Below are 20,405 nucleotides of genomic sequence, written 5' to 3'. Positions count from 1 at the left end.
GTTCAGGCCGGCTGCACGCTGAGCTGGGGGAGGGCGTCCACCAGCGGGGCGAGCTCCGGCACGTGACGAGCGCCGTCGAGTGCGCGTGAGAGCGCGGCGTCGTGGACCGGGCGGGCGGTGTCGAGCAGCTCGTGCCCGTCGCCGGTCAGCTCGGTGTAAATGCCGCGGCGGTCGTCGTCGCAGAGGATGCGGGTGAGCAGCCCGCGGTCTTCGAGACGGTTCACGAGACGGGTGGTCGCGCTCGGGCTGAGGGCGCTGGCGCGCGCCAGCTGCTGCATGCGCATGTGCCAGCCGTCCTGCCGGGCGAGCGCGTCGAGCACCGTGTACTCGACGACGGAAAGCCGAACAGCCTTGCTCAGCTCGCGCTCCAGCTCCGCCTCGATGTACCCGTGCAGCGCGGCGAGCGTGCGCCAGCCGTGCGCGCGCACCTCCACGGCGTCGTCGGCGATGCCCATGGGGCGCCCCTTCCCGGTCGTCTCGGCAGACGGGTTGCACAAAGTAGTTGCACGTGCAAGTATTTATAGCGCGTCTGCAACTAACAGAGTAGCGCACCATCCCCGGCACCCTGAAGGAGACACCCATGCCCGCTGGCCTGATCGCCCTCGCTCTCGGAGGGTTCGGCATCGGACTGACCGAGTTCGTGATCGCCGGCCTCCTGCCGGAGGTCGCCCTCGACTTCCACGTCGACGAGGCGACCGCGGGGTGGCTCATCTCGGGCTATGCGCTCGCGGTGGTCGTCGGAGCGCTCGGTCTCACCGCCGCCGCCACGCGCATCCCGCGTAAAGCGGCACTGCTCGGGCTGATGGTGCTCTTCATCGTGGGCAACCTGCTCTCGGCCATCGCGCCGGACTACGGCGTCATGCTCGCCGGGCGCATCCTCGCCGCACTCTGCCACGGCGCGTTCTTCGGCATCGGCTCGGTGGTCGCCGCCGGCCTGGTTGCACCGGAGAAGCAGGCTCGCGCCATCGCCGTCATGTTCACCGGTCTCACCGCGGCCAACGTCCTCGGCGTGCCCTTCGGCACCCTCCTCGGCCAGGCGTTCGGCTGGCGGTCGACTTTCTGGGCCATCACGGTGATCGGCGTGGCCGCGATGATCGGCGTCGCCCTCCTCGTGCCGCGTGACGCCGGTGGCCAGTCGGCCGCGGGGCTGCGCGGCGAGCTGTCGGCGTTCCGCTCCGGGCAGGTGTGGCTCTCGCTCGCAGCCACCGTTCTGGGCTTCGGCGGGATGTTCGGCGCCTTCACCTACATCGCCTACACGCTGACCGGCGTGTCCGGGTTCCCCTCCTCCGCGGTGCCGTGGCTCCTCATCCTGTTCGGGCTCGGTCTGTTCGCGGGCAACTGGGTCGGCGGCCGCCTGGCCGACCGCTCCATCGACGGGACGCTGCTCTGGCTGCTCGGCGCGCTGGCGGTCGTTCTCGTCGGCTTCGCCGTGGTGGCCGGGATGCCGGTGGGCGCGGTGATCGCGCTCGTGCTCATGGGGGCGTTCGGGTTCGCGACGGTTCCCGCGCTTCAGCTGCGGGTGCTCTCGTACGCCTCGCACGCGCCGACCCTCGCCTCGGGCGGCAACATCGCCGCTTTCAACCTCGGCAACGCGCTCGGCGCCTGGCTGGGCGGTCTCACCATCGCGGCCGGGCTGGGTTACACATCGCCCCTGTGGGTGGGCGCCGCGATGACGGTGGGGGCCCTCGTCGTCGTCGCGATCGCGGCCTCCACCTCCCGCCGCCGCTCTTCGCATGATGAACGCGCAGAAATCGAGACCTCGGGCGCCACTCTTCCGTTCTAGTAGACGGCGGAGTACAGTCCGCCCTGTCTCGAACGGTCAGGGGGTGATCGTATGCCGGAAGCTGCTGAGCAGCTGCACCCGCGTCACGTCACCCCTGCGCGCGTGCTGATCGGCTCTCTGATCGCCGGCGCCGGCCTGACCGTCCTCGGCTTCTTCCTCGGGGGTTCTTCCGCGTCCGCGGCCGAATCGGCTCCGCCGCCCTCGCCCGCCTCGGCGGTCGTGTCGAACGCGACCGGAGCGGTAGGACAGGTGCTCGGCTCGGTCACTTCGGCGGTCGCTCCGGCCGTACCAGAGCCCGTGCAGCAGGTCGTCTCCGCGGTGGTGAACCCGGTCACCGATACCGTCGACCAGGTCGTCGAGCAGTCGCCGGTCTCGAGTACGGTCGACCCGGTGGTGGACGTGGTGGACCAGGTCGTCGCGCAGGTGCCGATCGTCAGCGACATCCTCCCGCGGGCCCCGGTCTCATCGGTTACGCAGCCGGTCACCGGTGGCGTCGATCAGGCGGTGTCGGATGTGGTGGGCGCGGTCGACACGGCCGTAGCGCCGCTGACTCCGCCCGTGACGGCGCTTCCCGTGCCCGACCCGGGTGCGACGGTGTCCGACGGTACGGGCCTCCTCGGATCCCTTCTCTCGCCTGGTGTGGCGGCCGGTTCGGCCGTAGCCGCGGTGCCGGCGGGCAGCCCTCTCGGGCTGCTCACCGCTACCGGTGCGGCCTCCTTCGTCGCCGGGGCGCTCCTCGCCGACCCGTCCGGAGCCGGCGCCGGTGGTGCGCCCGCAGAGGCGCCCGGCGGCCTGCCGGGTGGACTGCCCGGCGGTGGGCTGCCCGGTGGCGGGACCGCCGGCACGACCGGTGGATCCGGTGGCCCGGGCGGAGCTGCGCCCGGTGCGGCCGCGACGGCCGACGGCTTCCTCCTGCCCGGCTCCGCCTGGAGCGGGCGCATCGGCGCTGCCACGGATGACCGCATCCCCGCGGCTCCCGTCGCCGACCACGACATCAGCCCCGACTGAGTGGGTCGCCGCTGCCCTCTGAGGCAGTACGCGACCATTCGCCCCGGCATCCTCATGCCCGGGCGCAGACACTCATTCGAAAGGCTTGATCATGAACAAGTTCGTATCCAGAGGGCTGTGGTTCACCCTCTGCGTCGGCGGCCTGTGGCTCGCCGGAACGGCCGCGGCCAACGCGGCCGAAGCTCCCAGCGGCGACGGCGTCGCGAGCGGCGACCAGGCGGTCGTCGGCATCTCGGTTCCGGTGTCCCTGTCGGGCAACGGCATCTCGGTCCTCGGCGACTCGACCAGCAGCGGCTCTACGGCGGCTGCTCCGGCCGCGCCGGCGGCTCCCTCCGTGTCCATCTCGCCCGACTCCGTCGGGGGCGTGCTCAGCGGCGACCAGGCGGTGGCTTCGGTCAGCGTCCCGGTGACGGTGGCCGGGAACGCGGTGAGCGTCCTCGGCGATTCCACCAGCTCCGGCTCCGACTCGGCTGCCGCTCCGGCGCCCGCCGACTCGGGAGCGAGCGCCACCTCGGGCGGCGCGGACGGCGTCGCGTCGGGCATCCAGGCGCCGGTCGCGGTGGATGTCCCGGTGACCGCGGGCGGCAACGCCATCTCGGTCATCGGCGACTCGACGTCGACCGATTCGTCGGCCACGGCGCCCGCCGCGGGTTCCGGCTCGTCGGCGACGGCGTCGAGCTCCGGCTCGGACGGCGGGCTGCTCTCCGACATCCAGGCTCCGATCGATGCCGCAGTGCCGGTGACGGTCGGCGGCAATGCGATCTCGGTCCTGGGCGACTCGCAGTCCTCGGGTTCGCAGACGACGGCTCCGGCCGCCGGTAGCGGGAGCACGGCGACCTCGGGTTCGGGTTCGGATGGCGGCATCCTGTCGGACATCCAGGCTCCGATCGACGCTGCGGTGCCGGTGACGGCGGGCGGTAACGCTGTTTCGGTGATCGGTGACTCGCAGACGTCGGGCTCGAGCACGACGGCTCCGGCCGCCGGCAGTGGAAGCACGGCGACCTCGGGTTCGGGTTCGGATGGCGGCATCCTGTCGGGCATCCAGGCTCCGATCGACGCTGCGGTGCCGGTGACGGCAGGCGGTAACGCTGTTTCCGTGATCGGTGACTCGACGACTTCGGGTTCGGACACGACGGCCCCGGCAGCCGGTACCGGGACGACCACGTCGGGCACGGGTTCGGACGGCGGGCTGCTGTCCGGCATCCAGGCTCCGATCGACGCTGCGGTGCCCGTGACGGCGGGTGGTAACGCGATCTCGGTGGTCGGTGACTCGACCTCGGCCGGATCCTCCACCACCGCTCCGGCGACCGGTGGTTCGACGACCGGGGGCACCACTGGCGGAAGCGATGACGGCGTCCTCGCGGCATCGACCTGCCGATCGGTGTGGATGTTCCGGTGACCGTCGGCGGCAACGCGATCAGCGTCGTCGGTGACAGCACCACCACCGGTGCCACCACGACGCCGACCGACCCGACCGACCCGACCGACCCGACGACTCCGACCACGCCCACGACCCCGACCACCCCGACGACTCCGACCACCCCGACCACGGGTGGCACCGGTGCCGGCATGGTGACGGCGTCCGCGGGCGGGTCGATGTCGCTGGCCGCGGGCAGCGCGTCGGGGGCCGCGGCCCTCGCCTCCACCGGTTCCGACGAGCTGGGCCTGGGTGCCCTCGGTGCCCTGCTCGCTCTCCTCGGAGTGATGCTGGCGTTCGTGTCCGCCAACCGGACGCGCCGCCACCACACCCGGTGACCGACACCCGGTGACCCACACCCGGTGACCGACACCCGCTGACGCGGGAGGACGCTTCCCGGCACGTCGACGCTCCCCAGCCGTCGACGTGCCGGGAGTTCGTCGTGTCCGGAGCGTTTCCCGAGCGCCGGGTCAGAAGCCGATCGGTCGCCCGGGCGTCAGCGGTTCGTCGTTGCCGACGAAGACCTTGCCCTCGTTGTAGGCCTTCTCGCGACGCTGGACCTCGGCCAGGAGAGCCTTGTTCAGCATCTCGGACCAACTGCCGTCGCGTTCGTCGAAGGACGTCTGGCGGTAGGCGGCGCGTGCACGATTTCGCATGGCGTCGGTCAGGTAGAAGGTCACCGTCGTGCGCTTCTTGACCGCCTTCTGCTCGGGGGCGGTCGCGTCGTCCACGGGGCCGGGTGCGGATGCGTTCATGTCTCACCTTTCGGCATATCCGATGTCGATGCTCGATTCCAGATACTAATCGGTCTACCCGTGCGGAGACCACATTCCACAGGTGCTAAGCATGCTTTAAAAGCCCGAATATGCAGGCATTCAGGCTCGACGGCCTCAGTGCGAGAGGCGCTCCACGATCGACCCGAACAGCTCCGGGCGGCGAGCGGCGGTCGGTACGATCCGCGGCCGGAAGCGCGAGCGCGCCGCCACGACCAGGGCCGAGGTGAGGACGCGGAAATCGCGTGTCGTCGCCCGCCACGCGCGTTCGTACTGCTCGGTGCTCCCCATCTTCACTGCGGCGACCGCAGCCCGCGCCTGGGCGAAGCCCACGCGCATCCCCTCGCCGGTCAGGGCGTCGACGTAGCCGGAGGCGTCACCCGCGAGCAGCACCCGGCCCGAGGCCCGTGAACGAGCGCGCTGGAGCAGCGGGCCGGCCCCGCGCGGATCGGTCGCCACCGCGGCGCCCTGCAGGCGTTCGGCGAGCTCGGGGATGCCCGCCACCACCTCATCCACATCGAGCGGCCGGGAGCCGAGCACGGCGACGCCGACGAGGCGCTCGTCGACGGGAGTCACGTACGCCTCCGCCCCGGCCGACCAGTGCACCTCCACCAGCGACGTCCACGGCTCGACGGCGAAGTGCTTCCGCAGGCCGAACCGTCTCCGGGTCCCCGGCTGAACACGCCCATCGAGCTGCAGCATGCGGCGCACCGGCGAATGGAGGCCGTCCGCGGCGATCACCCACGGGGCACGCAGGGTCGCGCCGTCGCTCAGGGTCAGGTCGACGCCATCCCCGTCCTGGCTGAGACCGGTGACCTTCGCGTGGATGCGGTGAGCGCCCAGCTCGGACGCCCGCTCCGCAAGCGCCTGGTGCAGCACGGTCCGTCGCACGCCTCGACCCGGGCGCTCGGCGAAGCGGTGCTCCACCCGCGAGTCCGCATCGATGTAGGCGACGCCGTCGAGACGTCTCCCCGCGGGGTCGACGCCGATCCGGTGAAGGGCGGCCAGCGCCCCGGGCATCAGGCCCTCTCCGCACGCCTTGTCGATCGGCCCGACCCGCGGTTCGACGATGACGACCTCCAAGCCGTCCACGCGTGCCTCGATGGCGCAGGCGAGGCCGATCGGGCCGCCCCCGACCACGACGACCTGTGCCTTCATGCGCGTGCCGGTGCGGCGAGAACGGTGGCGAGGGCGCGGTTCTCGCAGCGGATGCGCACGACGAGCAGCCACGCGTTCAGCACCGTGAACACGAGCGCGGTGATCCACGCCGTGTGGACGAGCGGCAGGGCAAAGCCCTCGACGACCACGGCGACGTAGTTGGGGTGCTTCAACCAGCGGTACGGTCCGCCGGTCACGAGCGGCAGATCGCGCACGACGATCACGCGGGTGTTCCAGCGCGGACCGAGTGTGGCGATGCACCACCAGCGCAAAGCCTGGCTGGCGAAGACCAGCACGAGCATCGGCCAGCCGAGCCAGGGCAGGAACGGCCGGTCGGCGAACCAGACCTCGGCGAGGCACGCCAGCAGCAGTCCGGTGTGGAGCGCGACCATCGGCGGGAAGTGCCCCTTGCCGAACTCGACGCCGCCGCGGGCGAACGACCACTTCGCGTTGCGGGTCGAGACGATCAGCTCGGCGATGCGTTCTGCGCCCGTCGCGAGGACGAGCACGGTGTACCAGATCACGGGACCGGGTCGATCATCGCGGCCGCGGGAAGCGCGGCCGGAGCGGCGGATGCGGTTGGAGCGGCAGATGCCGAGGGCGCGCCAGCCTCGACGGCGGCGGGCACGGCGGCGGGTGCGGGGCGCTCCGCGCCATCCGCCCAGCGCAGCAGGACGAGTTCGCTGGTCACCCCCGGGCCGAGTGCGAACAGCAGCCCGATGGTGCCGGCCGCGTGCGCATCCAGATGCTCCGCCAGCACGTGCAAAACCGCCGCCGAGGACAGGTTGCCGACGTTCGCGAGTGAACGCCAGCTGGAGTCGAGAGCCCCGTCCGGCAGGTCGAGCGCCTGCGAGAACGCCTCGAGCACCTTCGGGCCGCCGGGATGCGCCGCCCAGGCGCCGACGTCCGAGACCTCCAGATCGTGGGCGGCGAGGATGCCCCGGGCGTCGCCGGCGAAATTGCGTTCGATGACCTCGGGCACGCCGGCGCTGAGGACGATGCGGAAGCCGGTGCCGCCGATGTCCCAGCCGATCACATCGGCGGTGTCGGGATAGATGTGGCTGCGCGAGTCGACGACGTCCGGGCCTGCGAGACCCAGCTGCTCGGCGCGCCGATCGCCGACCATGACGACGGCCGCAGCGCCGTCGCCGAAGAGGCCGCTCGCGACGATGTTCGCCATCGAGTCGTCGCTCGCCTGCACCGTGAGCGAGCACAGCTCCACCGAGAGCAGGATGGCCACCTCGTCCGGGTGTCCGGCCAGGTAGTCGTTGACGCGGGCGATCCCCGCGGCTCCGGCGACGCATCCCAGCCCGAAGCTCGGGAGGCGCTTGACGTCCGTGCGCAGGCCCAGCCGCGACACCAGCTGGGCGTCGATCGAGGGCGCGGCGATGCCGGTCACCGAGGTGAAGAGCAGGAAGTCGACGTCCGTGGGCGCCAGACCGGCGGAGTCGAGCGCAGCGGTCACGGCTCGCTCGGCCAGCGTCGTCCCCTCGGCGATGAAGAAGTCGTTCGACTCCTGGAACGAGCCCAGCGAGCTGTAGCGCTCGAGCGGCATCACGAGACTGCGGCTCTGCACGCCGGAGGAGGCGTGGATGCGGCGCATCACCTGCTGCCTGGCCGGGTCCGACGTGATCATCGCGAGCAGCGCCGCGGTGATCTCCCCTTGGCTGTAGCTCCGGGCGGGGAGCACCGGGGCCACCGACACGATTCGGCTCACATGCGAAACGTACCACCAGCCCCGCGCGCTGTGATCTGCGGTCGGCGGATGCTCAGGGGCGGCCGGACGGCGGGGGGAGCCGCCCGGCCGCAGCTGTCAGAGCGCCGCGTCCAAGCGCTCCTGCTGAGCCAGGGCGACGGTCTCCACGAGCGGCTCGTGGAGCGGTTCGCCGGGCTCAACGCCCATGACCTCTTCGACGATCGCGGCGGGCTCGGCCTCGTCGAGCAGCTTGAGCAGCTCGACGCTCTGTGTGTCCTCGGGCACATCGAACCGCAGGGCGGAGCCGACCGCCTGGATCAGGGCCGTCGGGATGCCGCCGACGTGCTCCGCGTAGTCGGACGCCGGACCGATGAAGCGGTCGTTCCTGCCGAGCTTGCGGATGGGCTCGCGCCCGACACGAGTGACCTCGTCGACCAGGTAGGGGTTCGCGAACCGGCCCAGGATCTTCGCGCGGTACGCGGCGAGCTCCTCCTCCGGCAGGCCGTGCTTGGCGGTGAGCGCCGCCGAGGTCTCGCGCAGAGCGGCCTCCGCCGCCTCCCGGACGGCGGGGATCGCGATGGCCTCGCTGATCGTGGTGGCCCCGTGAAGGAAGCCTGTGTATGCCACAGTCGCGTGCCCGGTGTTGACCGTGAACAGCTTCCGCTCGATGTACGGGCCGAGGGAGTCGACGAAGTGGGCGCCCGGGATCTCGGGCGCGTGCCCCGCGAACGGCGAACGGTCGACGACCCACTCGTAGAACGTCTCGACGGTCACGTCGATTCCGGCGTCCGCCGCCTGCGCGGGGACGATGCGGTCGACGGCCGTGTTCGCGAACACCGCCCGCGCGGCGAGCTGCTCGCGAGTGTCGTCGTCCGGGAGACCGTCCATGAGCTCCGCCGCCAGCAGATCGGAGGCGCCGATCGCGTTCTCGCACGCCATCACGGCCAGGCGGGGCGCGTCGTCCGCCCGAGCGGCGAGACCGCGGGCGATCACCGGGGCGACGAAGCGGAGGATGCGCGGGCCGACCGCCGTCGTCACCACGTCCGCGGAGGCGATCTCGGCGACCAGCGCATCCTCTTCGGTCGCGCTGTTGATCGCGCGGAACCCGGTGACGGTCTTGGTCTCCGAGTCCTCGCCGACCAGGTGGACCCGGTACGAGTCCGCCGCTGCCAGAGCATCGATGAGCTCGGCGTTGACGTCGGCGAACACGACCTCGTACCCGGCTTCGTGGAGCAGGAGCCCCACGAAGCCGCGTCCGATGTTGCCCGCTCCGAAGTGGACGGCCTTCACTCGTTCACATCTCCCAGCAACGCATAGAGCGCTTCGGCGTCCGGGGCGTCGAGCAGCCTCTGCACGTCGTCCTCTTCCGAGAAGAGGATGGCGATCTTCGACAGGATCTCGAGGTGCTCGTTGTTCTGACCGGCGATGCCGACGACGAACCGCACCTCCTCGCCGCCCCAGTCGAGCGGCGAGGAGTAGCGGATGAAGGAGAGCGCGGACCGCTTGATCTCGTCCTTGGACTCGTTGGTGCCGTGCGGGATGGCGAGGCCGTTCCCCATGAAGGTGGAGACGGTGTTCTCGCGCTCCTGCATCGAGTCGACGTAACCCGGCTCGACGGCGCCCGCCTGCACGAGCAGCTCACCCGCCTCCCGGATCGCGTCCTCCCGCGTGGTCGCGGTGCCCGCGGCCACGACGTTCGCCCGGTCGAGAATCGTGTCGGTCATTTGTTGGCGTCCTCCGTGGTTCGCTGGTTCTTGACGAGGTCGACGACCTCGTCGTACTTGGGGCTGTTCATGAAGTTGTCGACCGAGACATGGATCGAGTCGGGCGACTGGCCCTTGGCGCGATCCGTCAGCTGCTGCTGTGTGATGACCAGGTCGGCCGTGCCGTCGAGGTTGCTGATCGCCTGGTTCGTGACGGTGACCCCCTCCACTCCGGCCTTCTTCATCTTGTTGCGGAGCACCGACGCGCCCATCGCGCTCGAACCCATGCCAGCGTCGCACGCGAACACGATGTTGCGCACCAGTCGATCCGTGGCGTCGCCCTGGGCGTCGCCGGTGTCGTGCTCGGCCTCGTCGACGAGGCCGCCGAGCACCGAGGAGGACTTGCCCTTGTTCGCCTCGGCCTGGGCGACGGCGGCCGACAGGTCGCCTGCGTTGCCGGCCAGCAGGTCGCGCTTGCGGCTCGACCGCAGGACGATCGCGGTGAAAGCGAACGAGACCGCGGCAGCGGAGATGATCGCCAGCGCGATGCCCAGCATGCTCGAGACGGGTGCCTGCGCAAAGATCGCGAACACCGATCCTGGCGCCGCGGGCGCTCGAAGGCCGGTCTGGAAGGCCACGTTCACCGCGACGCCGGTCATGCCGCCGAGGATCGCGCCGATGATCAGGATGGGCTTCATCAGCACGTACGGGAAGTAGATCTCGTGGATGCCGCCGAAGAACTGGATGATGAACGCGCCCGGAGCGGCCGCGCGGGCTGCACCGAGACCGAAGATCGCCCAGGCGAGCAGGATTCCGGCCCCGGGGCCGGGGTTCGTCTCGATGAGGAACAGGATGGACTTGCCGGCCTGCTGCGACTCCAGTGTGCCGATCGGTGTGAACACGCCGTGGTTGATCGCGTTGTTGAGGAACAGCACCTTGCCCGGCTCGACCAGGATGCTGACCAGGGGGAGGAGGTGGACGGACACCAGCCAGTCCACACCGGCTTCGAGCGCCTTGCTCAGGCCCTGCACCAGCGGGGCGATGCCGAAGAACGCGCCGATCGCCAACAGGAAGCCGAGGATTCCGGCGGAGAAGTTGTTGACGAGCATCTCGAAGCCCGCCTTGATCTTCCCCTCCCAGATGCGGTCGACCTGCTTCATCAGGTAGCCGCCGAGCGGTCCCATGATCATCGCTCCGATGAACATCGGGATGTCGGTGCCGACGATCACGCCCATGGCTGCGATGGTGCCCACCACGCCGCCGCGCACGCCGTAGACCAGGCGCCCGCCGGTGTTGGCGAGGAGGAGCGGGAGCAGGTAGGTGATCATCGGGCCGACGAGGCTCGCGATGTCCTTGTTGGGGAACGGACCCTGAGCGATGAAGAGCGCGGTGACGATGCCCCACGCGATGAATGCGGCGATGTTGGGCATCACCATGTTGGAGAGGAAGGTGCCGAACCGCTGCACGTGGACGCGCGCGCTGTTGGGCTTCTTCGGGGCCGACGCCGTCGCCGACGTCTGTGTCGCCGATGTCATTGTGGTGCCTCGTTTCTGTTGTCGGGGGCTGGTGAGGTGAAACGGTCGGCGGCCTCACGGACCGCCGCCCGCGCTTCGGCCGCGCCATCGGCGGCCAGGGCGGTCTCGGCCAGCGAACGCGCCTGGCCGAGGGTGTAGCGCTTGAGCGAGAGCCGCACGTCGGCGATCGCCGCGGGCGACATCGAGAGCGTCGTCGCGCCGAGGCCGACGAGCACGACGGCGAGCAGGGGGTCCGCCGCCGCCTCTCCGCAGATGCCGACGGGCTTGCCCGAAGCCGCGCCTGCCGCACCGACCTCGCCGATGAGGCGGAGGACAGCGGGATGCCACGGATCCTGGAAGCCGGCGACCGAACCGAGCAGGCGGTCGGCCGCAAGGGTGTACTGCGTGAGGTCGTTGGTGCCGATGGAGGCGAAGTCCGCGATCTGGAGCACACGGTCGGCGAGCAGCGCCGCCGACGGGACCTCGACCATGACGCCGACGGTCTTCAGGCCGTACTCGCGGCCGAGCTCCGTGAAGTAGCGGGTCTCCTCGACCGTCGAGACCATCGGGGCCATGACCCAGAGGTCCGCGTCGGTCTGCGCGTCGGCTTCGGCGAGGGCGGTGAGCTGCTCGCGGAGGATGTCCTCGTTGGCGCGCAGCGAGCGGAGCCCGCGCAGGCCGAGCGCCGGATTGTCCTCGTGCGCGTCGTTGAGGAACTCGAGCGGCTTGTCGGCGCCGGCGTCGAGCACACGAACGACCACCTTGCGACCGCCCCCGAACGCGCTGAGCAGCTTCACGTACTGCTCGCGCTGCTGGGCGACGTCGGGCGCCAGGCGCTGGTCGAGGAAGAGGAACTCGGTGCGGAACAGCCCGACGCCCTCGGCGCCGGCGGCCAGCGCGTCCTCCGCGCCCGCGGCCGAGCCGAGATTGGCGAGCAGCGGGATGGCGGTGCCGTCGGCCAGAGCGCCCGGCTCGACTCCGCCGGCGAGGGCGGCAGCACGCTCCTCGATGCGACGGAGCGCCTCAGCACGCTGGGCCTCGCTCGGCGAGACGGTGACCGTGCCGGCCGCCGCATCCACCACGACCTCGTCGCCATCGGCCAGGCTTCCGGCGCCGGCCGCGCCGACGACAGCGACGATGGATTTCTCGCGCGCCAGGATGGCGGTGTGCGAGGTCGGGCCGCCCTCGGTGGTCACGAGCCCGAGCACCTTGGTCAGGTCGAGCAAAGCGGTGTCGGCGGGTGCGAGGTCGTGCGCGACCAGGACGAAGGGCGTCTCCGAGTGCGGGACGCCGGGCGCCGGCTTGCCCTCCAGGGCTGCGACCACGCGCTGCGAGACGTCATCGAGGTCGCCGGCGCGCTCGCCCATGTAGCCGCCCAGCTCCGTGAGCATGTCGCGGAAGACGGCGAAGCCCTCGAACACGGCGCGCTCTGCGGTCTTCCCGCCGTCGATCCGAGAGGCGACGTCGTCGGCCAGGGTCGAGTCCTCCGCCATCATCGACTGCGCCTCGAGCACATCCGCCGCCGTGCCCTGGACGGTGGATGCGCGCTGGCGCAGGTCGGCCGCGACGGTGGCGACGGCCTGCTGCACGCGGGCCTTCTCCTCGTCGGGGGTGCGGGTGCTCGGCTGGTCAGACGGCTCGGGCAGCGGGGCCGACATCCGCAGGACGGGGCCGACGGCGACGCCCTGGCCGATGCCGGCGCCGGTGAGGATGTTCGTGTCGCTCATGATGCGTCCGCCGCGCTCAGGCGTCGTGGTCCGTGGCCAGGATCACCGCGAGATCGTCGAGGACCGCCTCGCCATTGTCCGCGTCGGTGGTGAGCACGATCTTGTCGCCGTGGTCGATGCCGAGCGAGATCACGCCGAGGATGCTGCCGGCGTCGACGGTCTTGCCGCCCTCCTTGGTCAGCTTCACCTTCGCGCCCGAGCTGTTGACCGCCTCCACGAAGAGCTTCGCGGGGCGGGCGTGCAGCCCGTGCGTCGATCCGACCGTGATGATCCGTTCAGCCATGGTTGTGGTCTCCTTCGTTCCGTGATGGCCTGGTGGCCGCCGCCATTCCGTATGCGACTCTGCTCATAGTGCCGCCGCCTTGGCGTTGAGAGCCAGGTCCAGGGCGCGCTCGCCGTCGAGGGCGGCCGGGGAGACGGGGGGCAGGACGGCGACCGCGGTGCCGGTCGCCGCTGCGCGCTCACGGATGCCCGGGACGGCCGACTCGAGGTGCGCGCCGACGAGGACGACATCCACTCCGGCGAGGGACTCCAGCTGGCTCGCACTCCCCGGCTGGACCTCGATGATCGCCCCGCGCTCACGGGCGGCACTGCGCAGCTTGACGGCCACGAAGGTGCTGGACGCACCGGCGCCGCAGACGACCACGATCTTCATCGATCCTTGCCTTTCGTGCTGGGTGGAGCTCATGGAACGTCAGCAATGCTCGCTCGCTATGCACCCGCGCTCCAGCAGCGTTTCTTCCGGGGGTGCGGAAAGTTGGCCGGAAGCGCACGGCGGCACCCTATGGGGTGGTTGACTCGTCGGGAAAGGTGGTCGCTGGTGGCGCTCTCGGCGAAGCAGACGAGGATGCTCGACATCCTCGCGCGTCGTGTTGCCTGGGTGACGGCCGCCGAGCTCGCGCACGACATCGGGGTGACGACCCGGAGCATCCGCAGCTATGCCGCGGCGCTCGGCGATGTCGTAGAGTCGGGCTCCAACGGCTACCGCGTGAAGCCCGACGCCTACGCCGCCTATCTGGCAGGCGACGGCAGCTCGGAGACGGGAACGGCCGGCTCGCCGCAGGAACGGCTGGTGTTCCTCGCGCGGCGGCTGCTCGACGAGCCGGACGGCATCGACGTCTACGAGACGGCCGAGAGCCTGTTCGTCAGCGACTCCACGATCGAGTCGGACCTGACGAGGATGCGCGGGCTGCTCTCCGGCACGGAGCTCGCCCTCGAACGCCACGGCGCCGGCGTGCAGCTCCTCGGGCCGGAGATCGCTCGGCGGAAGCTGCTCAGTCGGCTGTTCCGCGACGAGATGCGGCAGAGCGTCGTCGATGTCGCACGCATCCAGGAGGCGTTCGGGTCGAGCGGTCTGGTCGACTTCAAGTCCGACCTCGTCGCGATGCTCGACGCGCGCGGCTTCTTCGTCAACGAGTACGGCATCAACGACGTCCTCCTGCATATGGCCGTCGCTCTCGACCGAGTCGCCAAGGATCGCGTGCTCCCCGCTGTCGAAGAGCCGGAGGCGAGCGAGACCATCCGCTCGCTCGCGCACGACCTGGGCCAACTGATCGAGCGGCACTTCGGCACCGCGCTCGACACGACCGAGCTGCGCTACCTGGCCATCCTCATGCGCACGCGCGTGATCGCACCGGGCGCCGGACGCGACACGGTCGAGGAGTTCGTCAGCCCGGCCGACCTGGCGGTGGTCCGCGGCATCGTGGACCGCGCATCCACCGAGTACCTCGTCGACCTCCACGACGAGAACTTCATCGTGCGGCTCACCCTGCACGTGCAGAACCTGGTGGCCCGGGCGCACGAGAACACCTACTCGCGCAACCCGCTCACCCGGTCGATCAAGAGCTCGTACCCGATGATCTACGAGCTCGCGGTCTACATCGCCAGCCGGCTGCAGGCGGCCGAAGGCATCGAGGTCAACGACGACGAGATCGCCTACATCGCGATGCACGTCGGCGCCTACCTCGAGCAGCAGTCCCGGCGCCGGGATGCGGTCACCTGCGCGGTGGTGTGCCCCAACTACTACGACATGCACATCCTGCTGCGCGACCGGCTGGAGAGCACGCTCGGCGACGAGCTCGACATCACCAGTGTCATCACGTCGACCGACGCCGACTGGGACGCCATCGACGCCGACCTGGTGCTGACCACCATCGACCCGCGCGGCCGGCGCGAGAACACGGTCATCGTGCAGCCGTTCCTCACCGAGACCGACGTCGAGCACATCCGTCAGGCCGCATCCCGCATCCGCCGCCAGCGCCATCGTGCGCGGATCAAGAGCGAGCTGCTGGAGTACTTCGACGAGAGCCTGTTCCTGCGGAACTTCTACGCCCGCGACCCGATCACGATGATCCGCGCCCTCGGCGACCGGATGATCGCCGCCGGCGCGATCGACCAGGAGTACGTCGATCAGACGGTCGAGCGCGAGCAGATGTCGTCGACGGCGTTCACCGACTCCCTCGCGGTGCCGCACGCCATGACGATGAGCGCGCACCGCACGGCGATCGCGATCGTCGTCAACGACACGGCGATCGACTGGGGCGACGCCCGGGTCAACGTGATCGCGTTCATCGCCTTCTCGGCGGCGGGTCGCGCATCCTTCCAGACGGTCTTCGACCAGTTCGTCGAGGTGTTCTCCGACCGCGAGACCGTGCTCGGCCTTATCCGCCGCTCGGACACGTTCACCGCCTTCATCGACGAGCTCGTCCGCATCATCGACACCTGACCCCGACCCAAGCCAAGAGCTCCGGAGTTTTTCGGGTCGAATCGGTCGATTCGAGAGAAAAACTCCGGAGCTCTTTGATGGTGTGCGGTGTTACTGGTTGGCGGTGACGTTGTACGTCACGGAGACGCCAGGAGTCTTCACCGAGACCGTGTAGGTGTCGTTGGTGTAGACGGCGGACGTGTCGGTGGCGTTGGGCTGCTGCGTGAAGCCCTTGCCCTCGAGCGCGGACTTCGCGTCGGCGAAGCCGTTCTTGCCCGACGGCTGGACGGTGATCGACCAGCCGTTCTCCTTGTCGCCGCGGGCGACCACGACGGTGCCGTCGACGACGGGGACTTCGTCCTTCGGGAAGTCGGAGGGCAGTTCCTCGGACTTCGCGTCCTCGGACGAACCGGCGGCCGACGAGGACGACGACGCGGGCGTGTGCGAGGAGACGTAGTTGGTGTTGCCGCCGCTGGAGCAGGCCGCCAGCGAGCCGATGGTGAGGGCCGCCACGATGGCAGCCGGAACGAACGGATTACGTGTGCGCATATGGATTCCTAGTGCTGTATGAGGTGCGGTTTCGCAACACATCAGCCTACCCGTGAGCACACGGCGCCGCCTAGTCCGTGTCGGTGAACAGTGCCGGAAGCGGTCAGCCGAGCAGCAGGGCGCTCAGCTGGTCGGCGGAGTGCACGACCGCGATGGCCCCGGAGGCCTCGGCGGGCGATCCGTAGCCCCACTCGACGAGAATGGTCGGCAGGCCGTGCGCGCCGGCGCCTTCGACGTCGTACTGGCGGTCGCCCACCATGACGGTGTGCTCGAGGTCGACGCCGCGCTCGCCGAGACGGCGCAGGGCCTCTGCCACCACATCCGCCTTGGCGCTGCGGCTCTCGTCGTCGGTCGCGCCGGTGATGACGTCGAAGTACTCGGCCAGGCCGAAGTGCTCGAGGATGCGGGCCGCCTGCGCCTCCGGCTTGCTGGTCGCGATGGCGAGCGGGATCCCGGCCGCGTGCAGGCGCTGCAGCAGGCCGCGCACTCCCGGGAAGACCGCGGAGTCGAACGCGCCGTGGGCGGCGTAGTCCTCGCGGTAGACGGCGAGGGCGTGCCGAGCGGCCGGCTCGGTCATGCCGCCCAGGCTCTGCAGCGAGTCGAGCAGCGGCGGGCCGACGTACTCGAGGAGCTGGGCGGGGGAGGGCACCGGCTGACCGATCGTCGCGAACATGCGGGCGAGCGACGAGGTGATGCCGGGTGCGGAGTCGGTGAGGGTGCCGTCGAGGTCGAAGAGGACGCAGGTCCAGGTTCGGGTGACGGTGGGGGTCGGGTTGGTCATAGCGGTCCTATGGTATGTGACGTATCTGAGGCCCAGGTCAGCGCTCGCCGAGGGCGGATTCGATGTGAGAACGTGCGACGACCATGGTGTGCGCCGCTCCGGGGTCGAACTGGACGGCCACGAACTCGGCGGTGCGGATGAATCGCAACGCCTCGAGGGCCGGCACGATGGCCGCCTGCACCCGCGCCCCCTCGCCCTCCGCCGACTGGGCGACGGCTGCGCGGAGCGCGTTCATCGACGTGAAGAGCGGCAGCACCGCCTCGCCGGTGGTGGAGCTGATGGTGCGCAGCCGGGTCTCCTGGGGAGTGGAGCCGGTCACATCCACGACCAGGCCGCCCTTCACCGCGGCGGCGAGCAGCGCATCCAGGTTCTCGAGGGTCGGCTCGGCGGCGAGGGTCGTCAGGGCCGTGCGGACCGGGACGTTCTCGTAGCTCTGGGGGAACCGCGGCTGCGCCATCAGAACAGCCTGCTGTCGCTGTCGTCGAGCCCGCGCATGGCGTCGTAGTCGAGCACCAGACAGCGGATGCCGCGGTCTTCCGCCAGCGTGCGCGCCTGCGGCTTGATCTCCTGGGCGGCGAAGACGCCGGTGACGGGGGCCAGGTGGGGGTCGCGGTTCATGAGCTCCAGGTAGCGCGTCAGCTGCTCGACGCCGTCGATGTCGCCCCGCCGCTTCAGCTCGACGGCGACCGCCGCCCCCGCGGAATCACGGGCGAGGATGTCGACAGGGCCGATCGCGGTCATGTACTCGCGGCGGACCAGGACGTGGCCGTCTCCGAGAAGGTGGATCTGCTCGGCGAGCAGCTTCTGGAGGTGCGCCTCCACGCCATCCTTCTGCAGCCCCGGATCGATGCCGAGGTCGTGCGCGGTGTCGCTGATGATCTCGTGGATGGACACGACGAGCATGTCTGCGGTCTTCGCCTGGGTGACGCGCCAGACCTCGCGGATGCCGGCCGCACGCTGCAGTTCGTCGGGCTCGTCGACGGTCAGGGTGCACGGCGGGCTCATCCAGTTGAGCGGCTTGTACGACCCGCCGTCGGAGTGGACGAGGAGGCTGCCGTCGGCCTTCAGCATCAGCAGCCGCGTCGCCAGCGGCAGGTGCGCGCTGAGCCGTCCCGCATAGTCGACGGAGCAGTTGGCAATGACGAGGCGCACCGCAACATCCTAAGTGCAGCGGGCGACGGTGGTTGGATGGTCGGCATGGCCCACGAGCTCCTCATCGGCACCTACACCCAACGCCTCCCGCACGTCGACGGTCACGCCGAGGGGGTGCTCAGCGCCCGCTTCGACGGGTCGGACGTGACCGATGTGTCGGTCGCGGCGCGGGTGGCGAACCCGTCCTGGGTGACGGCCGCGCCCGGTGGTGAACACGTGTACGCGGTGAGCGAGACGGAGCCCGACGGCGGCCTCGTGGCCTTTGCGCGCGCGGCCGACGGCTCGCTGACGGAGCTGGGCTCGGCGTCGAGCGGCGGGCCGTCTCCGGCGCACGCGGTGGTGCACCCGGGCGGGCGCTTCCTCATCGCGGGGACGTACGGCGGCGGCACGGTGTCGGTGTTCGCGCTCGCCGCTGACGGATCGCTCGGAGAGCGCACCGCGTTCGTGCGGCACGAGGGCCGCGGACCCGACCCGGAGCGGCAGGATGCGCCGCACGTGCACCAGCTGAGCGTCGACCCGGTGAGCGGCGACGTCGTCGTCGTGGATCTCGGCATCGGCGAGGTCCGCTGGTACGCGTTCTCGGAGGCCGGCGAGCTCACTCTGCGCCCGGACGCGACCGTCGTACTCGGCTCGGCCGGCCCGCGGCACCTGGCGTTCCATCCCGACGACCGTCACGCGGTGCTGGTGAACGAACTCGACTCCAGCGTCGACGTGCTGCGGCGGGAGGGGGACCGCTTCGTCCGGGCGCAGAGCACGACGACCCGAGCAGACGGGGCCGACGGCGACAACCTGCCCGCCGCGGTGTGCATCAGCGACTCCGGGCGCACGGTGCTGGTGAGCAACCGGGGGGATGACGCGGTCGCGGTCCTCGCCTTCGACGCCGAGGCGTCGCAGCTGCGGCTGGTCGACTCGGTCGCGGTCGGCGGACGCACGCCGCGCGACCTCGTCATCGCGCCCGGCGGCGATCGGGTGCTGGCGGCCTGCCAGGACAGCGACGAAGTCGCGGTGTTCGCGTTCGACGACGACGAGCGCAGCCTCCGGCTGCTCGGCACATGGCCCGTCCCGACGCCGGTCTGCCTCCGCTTCGTCTAGCGGGGCGTCAGGTCTGGCGGCGGGTCAGGCCGGGTCGGGGGAGGCGGCGCGACGCTCGGCCGGCGCGTCGACGGGGCGCACGGCCGGTGCGGCCAGGAACGCGGCGATCAGCAGCGCGAGCACGAGGAACAGCGCGTTGAGGAGGCCGAAGTGCTGACCGAGGAAGCCGATCAGCGGCGGGCCGGCCAGGAAGGCGCAGTACCCGATGATCGCGACCGCGGAGACGCGTGCGGCGGGGTTCGCGGCGCCGTCGGCGGCGGCCGACATGCCGAGCGGGAAGCCGAGCGAGACGCCGAAGCCCCAGAGCACGGTTCCGATGACGACGAGCCACATCGGGCCGCCCACGATGAACAGCACGAGGCCGACGGCGCCCATCCCGGCGGTGATCCGGATGGCGTTGACGCGACCGATGCGGTCGACGATCGGGCCGCCGACCACCCGGCCGACGGTCATCGCGACCACGAAGAAGCCGAAGACCAGTGCGCCGACCGAGTTCGCCTGGCCGTGCCCGTCGACGACGGCGAGCGAGATCCAGTCGTTCGCCGAGCCCTCGCCGAACGCCATGCCGAGCATGACGACGCCGATCAGGATGAGCCGCCAGTCGGCCCAGACGGCCAGCGAGGTGCGCATGCGCTCGCCGAAGGGGATGCGCTCCTTCTCGGCCGCCTCGTCGCCCAGCTCGGCCTCGCGCGGGATGTAGCGGACGGCGACGATGGCGATCGCGACGATCACAACGGCCGTGACCAGCAGGTGCCAGACGACCGCGACCCCGAGCGCGGCGGCCGCTGCGCCGATGCCGGCGCCGAGCACCGTTCCCAGGCTGAAGCAGGCGTGCATGAGCGGGAGCAGCGTCTTGCCGATCTCGCGCTCGACGGCGGTGGCCTCTACGTTCATCATCACGTCGACCATGCCGTTGCCGAAGCCGAGCAGGATGAGCCCGATGGCGACCGAGGGGATGGAATGGAACGTCGTCGCGCCGAAGCCGATGAACAGGATGCCGACGGCGACGATCACGAGCCCGCCGACCATCCCGCGGTGCGGACCGAAGCGGACCAGGATCGGGGAGGAGACGGTGAGGCCGAGGATGGCGCCCACCGACATCCCGAGGATGAGGAGGCCGACCGCGGACGGGTCCTTGCCCAGCCCCAGATCGTCGCGGATGCCCGGGATGCGGGCCACCCAGGTCGCGAGGGCGAGCCCGGAGAGGATGAAGATGACGAAGACCGCGTTGCGCCAGGCGGTGAGCTCCCGACGGGAGCGCGTGGTGGTCGAGATCGGCTGTGACATCGGGCGAATTCCTGTGGGTTCGTCGGCTCGAATCGTTTCGATCGAAACGATTCGACTAAGC

Annotated in this window: 22 protein-coding genes; 6 read left to right on the top strand and 16 right to left on the bottom strand. The window is 70.6% G+C overall.

The features are described 5' to 3' along the window. Nucleotides 1-2 precede the first annotated feature (2 nt). The gene (locus ACF1AJ_RS12905) at nucleotides 3-455 is read right to left on the bottom strand and encodes a MarR family winged helix-turn-helix transcriptional regulator (protein ID WP_391507718.1); all 453 of its coding nucleotides are present in this window, start codon (nucleotides 453-455) and stop codon (nucleotides 3-5) included. A 125-nt stretch (nucleotides 456-580) separates the two neighbouring features. Here ACF1AJ_RS12905 and ACF1AJ_RS12900 point away from each other — a divergent pair, with 125 nt between their 5' ends. The 4 genes from ACF1AJ_RS12900 (at nucleotide 581) to ACF1AJ_RS12885 (ending at nucleotide 4,546) form a co-directional block, all read left to right on the top strand. Beyond that, nucleotides 581-1,783 carry an MFS transporter gene (locus ACF1AJ_RS12900; RefSeq protein WP_391507717.1) on the top strand — a complete coding sequence of 401 codons (1,203 nt, stop codon included), beginning with the start codon at nucleotides 581-583 and terminating at the stop codon, nucleotides 1,781-1,783. 51 nt (nucleotides 1,784-1,834) lie between these two features. Beyond that, on the top strand, nucleotides 1,835-2,791 hold the full coding sequence (locus ACF1AJ_RS12895) for a hypothetical protein (protein WP_391507716.1): 957 nt from the start codon (nucleotides 1,835-1,837) through the stop codon (nucleotides 2,789-2,791). A gap of 91 nt (nucleotides 2,792-2,882) precedes the next feature. Continuing rightward, a complete protein-coding gene (locus ACF1AJ_RS12890) occupies nucleotides 2,883-4,190 on the top strand; it encodes a chaplin family protein (protein ID WP_391507715.1) in 1,308 nt (435 codons plus the stop codon). Beyond that, complete coding sequence (locus ACF1AJ_RS12885) at nucleotides 4,187-4,546, top strand: hypothetical protein (RefSeq protein ID WP_391507714.1); 360 nt, start codon at nucleotides 4,187-4,189, stop codon at nucleotides 4,544-4,546. Before ACF1AJ_RS12890 ends, ACF1AJ_RS12885 begins: the two co-directional genes overlap by 4 nt. 132 nt (nucleotides 4,547-4,678) lie before the next feature. Here ACF1AJ_RS12885 and ACF1AJ_RS12880 read toward each other — a convergent pair whose 3' ends face one another. The 10 genes from ACF1AJ_RS12880 to ACF1AJ_RS12835 all read right to left on the bottom strand — a co-directional run bounded on the left by ACF1AJ_RS12880 (nucleotide 4,679) and on the right by ACF1AJ_RS12835 (nucleotide 13,434). Beyond that, nucleotides 4,679-4,963, bottom strand: coding sequence for a hypothetical protein (locus ACF1AJ_RS12880; RefSeq protein WP_309855629.1), 285 nt, complete (start codon nucleotides 4,961-4,963; stop codon nucleotides 4,679-4,681). Between the two features lie 135 nt (nucleotides 4,964-5,098). Next, nucleotides 5,099-6,139: an NAD(P)/FAD-dependent oxidoreductase gene (locus ACF1AJ_RS12875; RefSeq protein ID WP_391507713.1), complete on the bottom strand. Its 1,041-nt coding sequence runs from the start codon at nucleotides 6,137-6,139 to the stop codon at nucleotides 5,099-5,101. Further along, nucleotides 6,136-6,663, bottom strand: coding sequence for an isoprenylcysteine carboxyl methyltransferase family protein (locus ACF1AJ_RS12870; protein WP_309855633.1), 528 nt, complete (start codon nucleotides 6,661-6,663; stop codon nucleotides 6,136-6,138). The genes ACF1AJ_RS12875 and ACF1AJ_RS12870 overlap by 4 nt, the downstream gene beginning before the upstream one ends. Next, the gene (locus ACF1AJ_RS12865) at nucleotides 6,660-7,856 is read right to left on the bottom strand and encodes a type III polyketide synthase (protein ID WP_391507712.1); all 1,197 of its coding nucleotides are present in this window, start codon (nucleotides 7,854-7,856) and stop codon (nucleotides 6,660-6,662) included. Before ACF1AJ_RS12865 ends, ACF1AJ_RS12870 begins: the two co-directional genes overlap by 4 nt. 96 nt (nucleotides 7,857-7,952) lie before the next feature. After that, nucleotides 7,953-9,125: a mannitol-1-phosphate 5-dehydrogenase gene (locus ACF1AJ_RS12860; protein ID WP_020076114.1), complete on the bottom strand. Its 1,173-nt coding sequence runs from the start codon at nucleotides 9,123-9,125 to the stop codon at nucleotides 7,953-7,955. Beyond that, nucleotides 9,122-9,559 carry a PTS sugar transporter subunit IIA gene (locus ACF1AJ_RS12855; protein WP_391507711.1) on the bottom strand — a complete coding sequence of 146 codons (438 nt, stop codon included), beginning with the start codon at nucleotides 9,557-9,559 and terminating at the stop codon, nucleotides 9,122-9,124. Before ACF1AJ_RS12855 ends, ACF1AJ_RS12860 begins: the two co-directional genes overlap by 4 nt. Continuing rightward, nucleotides 9,556-11,073 (bottom strand): PTS mannitol transporter subunit IICB, encoded by a 1,518-nt coding sequence (locus tag ACF1AJ_RS12850; RefSeq protein WP_391507710.1) that lies wholly within the window; start codon nucleotides 11,071-11,073, stop codon nucleotides 9,556-9,558. The genes ACF1AJ_RS12855 and ACF1AJ_RS12850 overlap by 4 nt, the downstream gene beginning before the upstream one ends. Then, on the bottom strand, nucleotides 11,070-12,779 hold the full coding sequence (gene ptsP, locus ACF1AJ_RS12845; RefSeq protein WP_391507709.1) for a phosphoenolpyruvate--protein phosphotransferase: 1,710 nt from the start codon (nucleotides 12,777-12,779) through the stop codon (nucleotides 11,070-11,072). The genes ACF1AJ_RS12850 and ptsP overlap by 4 nt, the downstream gene beginning before the upstream one ends. Before the next feature lie 16 nt (nucleotides 12,780-12,795). Then, nucleotides 12,796-13,062 (bottom strand): HPr family phosphocarrier protein, encoded by a 267-nt coding sequence (locus tag ACF1AJ_RS12840; protein ID WP_018189132.1) that lies wholly within the window; start codon nucleotides 13,060-13,062, stop codon nucleotides 12,796-12,798. Nucleotides 13,063-13,125: 63 nt separating this feature from the next. Then, nucleotides 13,126-13,434, bottom strand: a complete 309-nt coding sequence (locus ACF1AJ_RS12835) for a PTS sugar transporter subunit IIB (RefSeq protein ID WP_391507708.1) — start codon at nucleotides 13,432-13,434, stop codon at nucleotides 13,126-13,128. A 165-nt stretch (nucleotides 13,435-13,599) separates the two neighbouring features. On the opposite strand from ACF1AJ_RS12835, the gene ACF1AJ_RS12830 reads away from it, so the two are divergent. Then, entirely contained in the window at nucleotides 13,600-15,504 is a 1,905-nt protein-coding gene (locus ACF1AJ_RS12830; protein WP_391507707.1) for a BglG family transcription antiterminator, read from the top strand. Nucleotides 15,505-15,594: 90 nt separating this feature from the next. On the opposite strand, the gene ACF1AJ_RS12825 is transcribed toward ACF1AJ_RS12830, so the two are convergent. The 4 genes from ACF1AJ_RS12825 to nucS all read right to left on the bottom strand — a co-directional run bounded on the left by ACF1AJ_RS12825 (nucleotide 15,595) and on the right by nucS (nucleotide 17,965). Next, nucleotides 15,595-16,032, bottom strand: a complete 438-nt coding sequence (locus ACF1AJ_RS12825; protein ID WP_391507706.1) for a hypothetical protein — start codon at nucleotides 16,030-16,032, stop codon at nucleotides 15,595-15,597. 103 nt (nucleotides 16,033-16,135) lie between these two features. After that, nucleotides 16,136-16,813: an HAD hydrolase-like protein gene (locus ACF1AJ_RS12820; protein WP_391507705.1), complete on the bottom strand. Its 678-nt coding sequence runs from the start codon at nucleotides 16,811-16,813 to the stop codon at nucleotides 16,136-16,138. Nucleotides 16,814-16,850: 37 nt separating this feature from the next. Continuing rightward, nucleotides 16,851-17,270 (bottom strand): SseB family protein, encoded by a 420-nt coding sequence (locus tag ACF1AJ_RS12815; protein WP_391507704.1) that lies wholly within the window; start codon nucleotides 17,268-17,270, stop codon nucleotides 16,851-16,853. Then, complete coding sequence (nucS, locus tag ACF1AJ_RS12810; RefSeq protein WP_018189138.1) at nucleotides 17,270-17,965, bottom strand: endonuclease NucS; 696 nt, start codon at nucleotides 17,963-17,965, stop codon at nucleotides 17,270-17,272. The genes ACF1AJ_RS12815 and nucS overlap by 1 nt, the downstream gene beginning before the upstream one ends. A 45-nt stretch (nucleotides 17,966-18,010) precedes the next feature. On the opposite strand from nucS, the gene ACF1AJ_RS12805 reads away from it, so the two are divergent. Then, nucleotides 18,011-19,057: a lactonase family protein gene (locus ACF1AJ_RS12805; protein ID WP_391507703.1), complete on the top strand. Its 1,047-nt coding sequence runs from the start codon at nucleotides 18,011-18,013 to the stop codon at nucleotides 19,055-19,057. A gap of 24 nt (nucleotides 19,058-19,081) precedes the next feature. Here ACF1AJ_RS12805 and ACF1AJ_RS12800 read toward each other — a convergent pair whose 3' ends face one another. Continuing rightward, nucleotides 19,082-20,344 (bottom strand): MFS transporter, encoded by a 1,263-nt coding sequence (locus ACF1AJ_RS12800; RefSeq protein ID WP_391507702.1) that lies wholly within the window; start codon nucleotides 20,342-20,344, stop codon nucleotides 19,082-19,084. Nucleotides 20,345-20,405: the final 61 nt, after the last annotated feature.

Source organism: Leifsonia sp. NPDC014704, from assembly GCF_043083605.1.
Classification (GTDB): domain Bacteria; phylum Actinomycetota; class Actinomycetes; order Actinomycetales; family Microbacteriaceae; genus Leifsonia.
The sequence above is the reverse complement of the archived record's forward strand: the minus strand, read 5'-3'. Positions and strand labels throughout refer to the sequence as shown.

Coding starts and splice junctions, on each gene's coding strand:
- ACF1AJ_RS12905 (WP_391507718.1), bottom strand. CDS start 455: ATGGGCATCGCCGACGACGCCGTGGAGGTGCGCGCGCACGGCTGGCGC.
- ACF1AJ_RS12900 (WP_391507717.1), top strand. CDS start 581: ATGCCCGCTGGCCTGATCGCCCTCGCTCTCGGAGGGTTCGGCATCGGA.
- ACF1AJ_RS12895 (WP_391507716.1), top strand. CDS start 1,835: ATGCCGGAAGCTGCTGAGCAGCTGCACCCGCGTCACGTCACCCCTGCG.
- ACF1AJ_RS12890 (WP_391507715.1), top strand. CDS start 2,883: ATGAACAAGTTCGTATCCAGAGGGCTGTGGTTCACCCTCTGCGTCGGC.
- ACF1AJ_RS12880 (WP_309855629.1), bottom strand. CDS start 4,963: ATGAACGCATCCGCACCCGGCCCCGTGGACGACGCGACCGCCCCCGAG.
- ACF1AJ_RS12875 (WP_391507713.1), bottom strand. CDS start 6,139: ATGAAGGCACAGGTCGTCGTGGTCGGGGGCGGCCCGATCGGCCTCGCC.
- ACF1AJ_RS12855 (WP_391507711.1), bottom strand. CDS start 9,559: ATGACCGACACGATTCTCGACCGGGCGAACGTCGTGGCCGCGGGCACC.
- ACF1AJ_RS12850 (WP_391507710.1), bottom strand. CDS start 11,073: ATGACATCGGCGACACAGACGTCGGCGACGGCGTCGGCCCCGAAGAAG.
- ptsP (WP_391507709.1), bottom strand. CDS start 12,779: ATGAGCGACACGAACATCCTCACCGGCGCCGGCATCGGCCAGGGCGTC.
- ACF1AJ_RS12840 (WP_018189132.1), bottom strand. CDS start 13,062: ATGGCTGAACGGATCATCACGGTCGGATCGACGCACGGGCTGCACGCC.
- ACF1AJ_RS12835 (WP_391507708.1), bottom strand. CDS start 13,434: ATGAAGATCGTGGTCGTCTGCGGCGCCGGTGCGTCCAGCACCTTCGTG.
- ACF1AJ_RS12825 (WP_391507706.1), bottom strand. CDS start 16,032: ATGCGCACACGTAATCCGTTCGTTCCGGCTGCCATCGTGGCGGCCCTC.
- ACF1AJ_RS12820 (WP_391507705.1), bottom strand. CDS start 16,813: ATGACCAACCCGACCCCCACCGTCACCCGAACCTGGACCTGCGTCCTC.
- ACF1AJ_RS12815 (WP_391507704.1), bottom strand. CDS start 17,270: ATGGCGCAGCCGCGGTTCCCCCAGAGCTACGAGAACGTCCCGGTCCGC.
- ACF1AJ_RS12805 (WP_391507703.1), top strand. CDS start 18,011: ATGGCCCACGAGCTCCTCATCGGCACCTACACCCAACGCCTCCCGCAC.
- ACF1AJ_RS12800 (WP_391507702.1), bottom strand. CDS start 20,344: ATGTCACAGCCGATCTCGACCACCACGCGCTCCCGTCGGGAGCTCACC.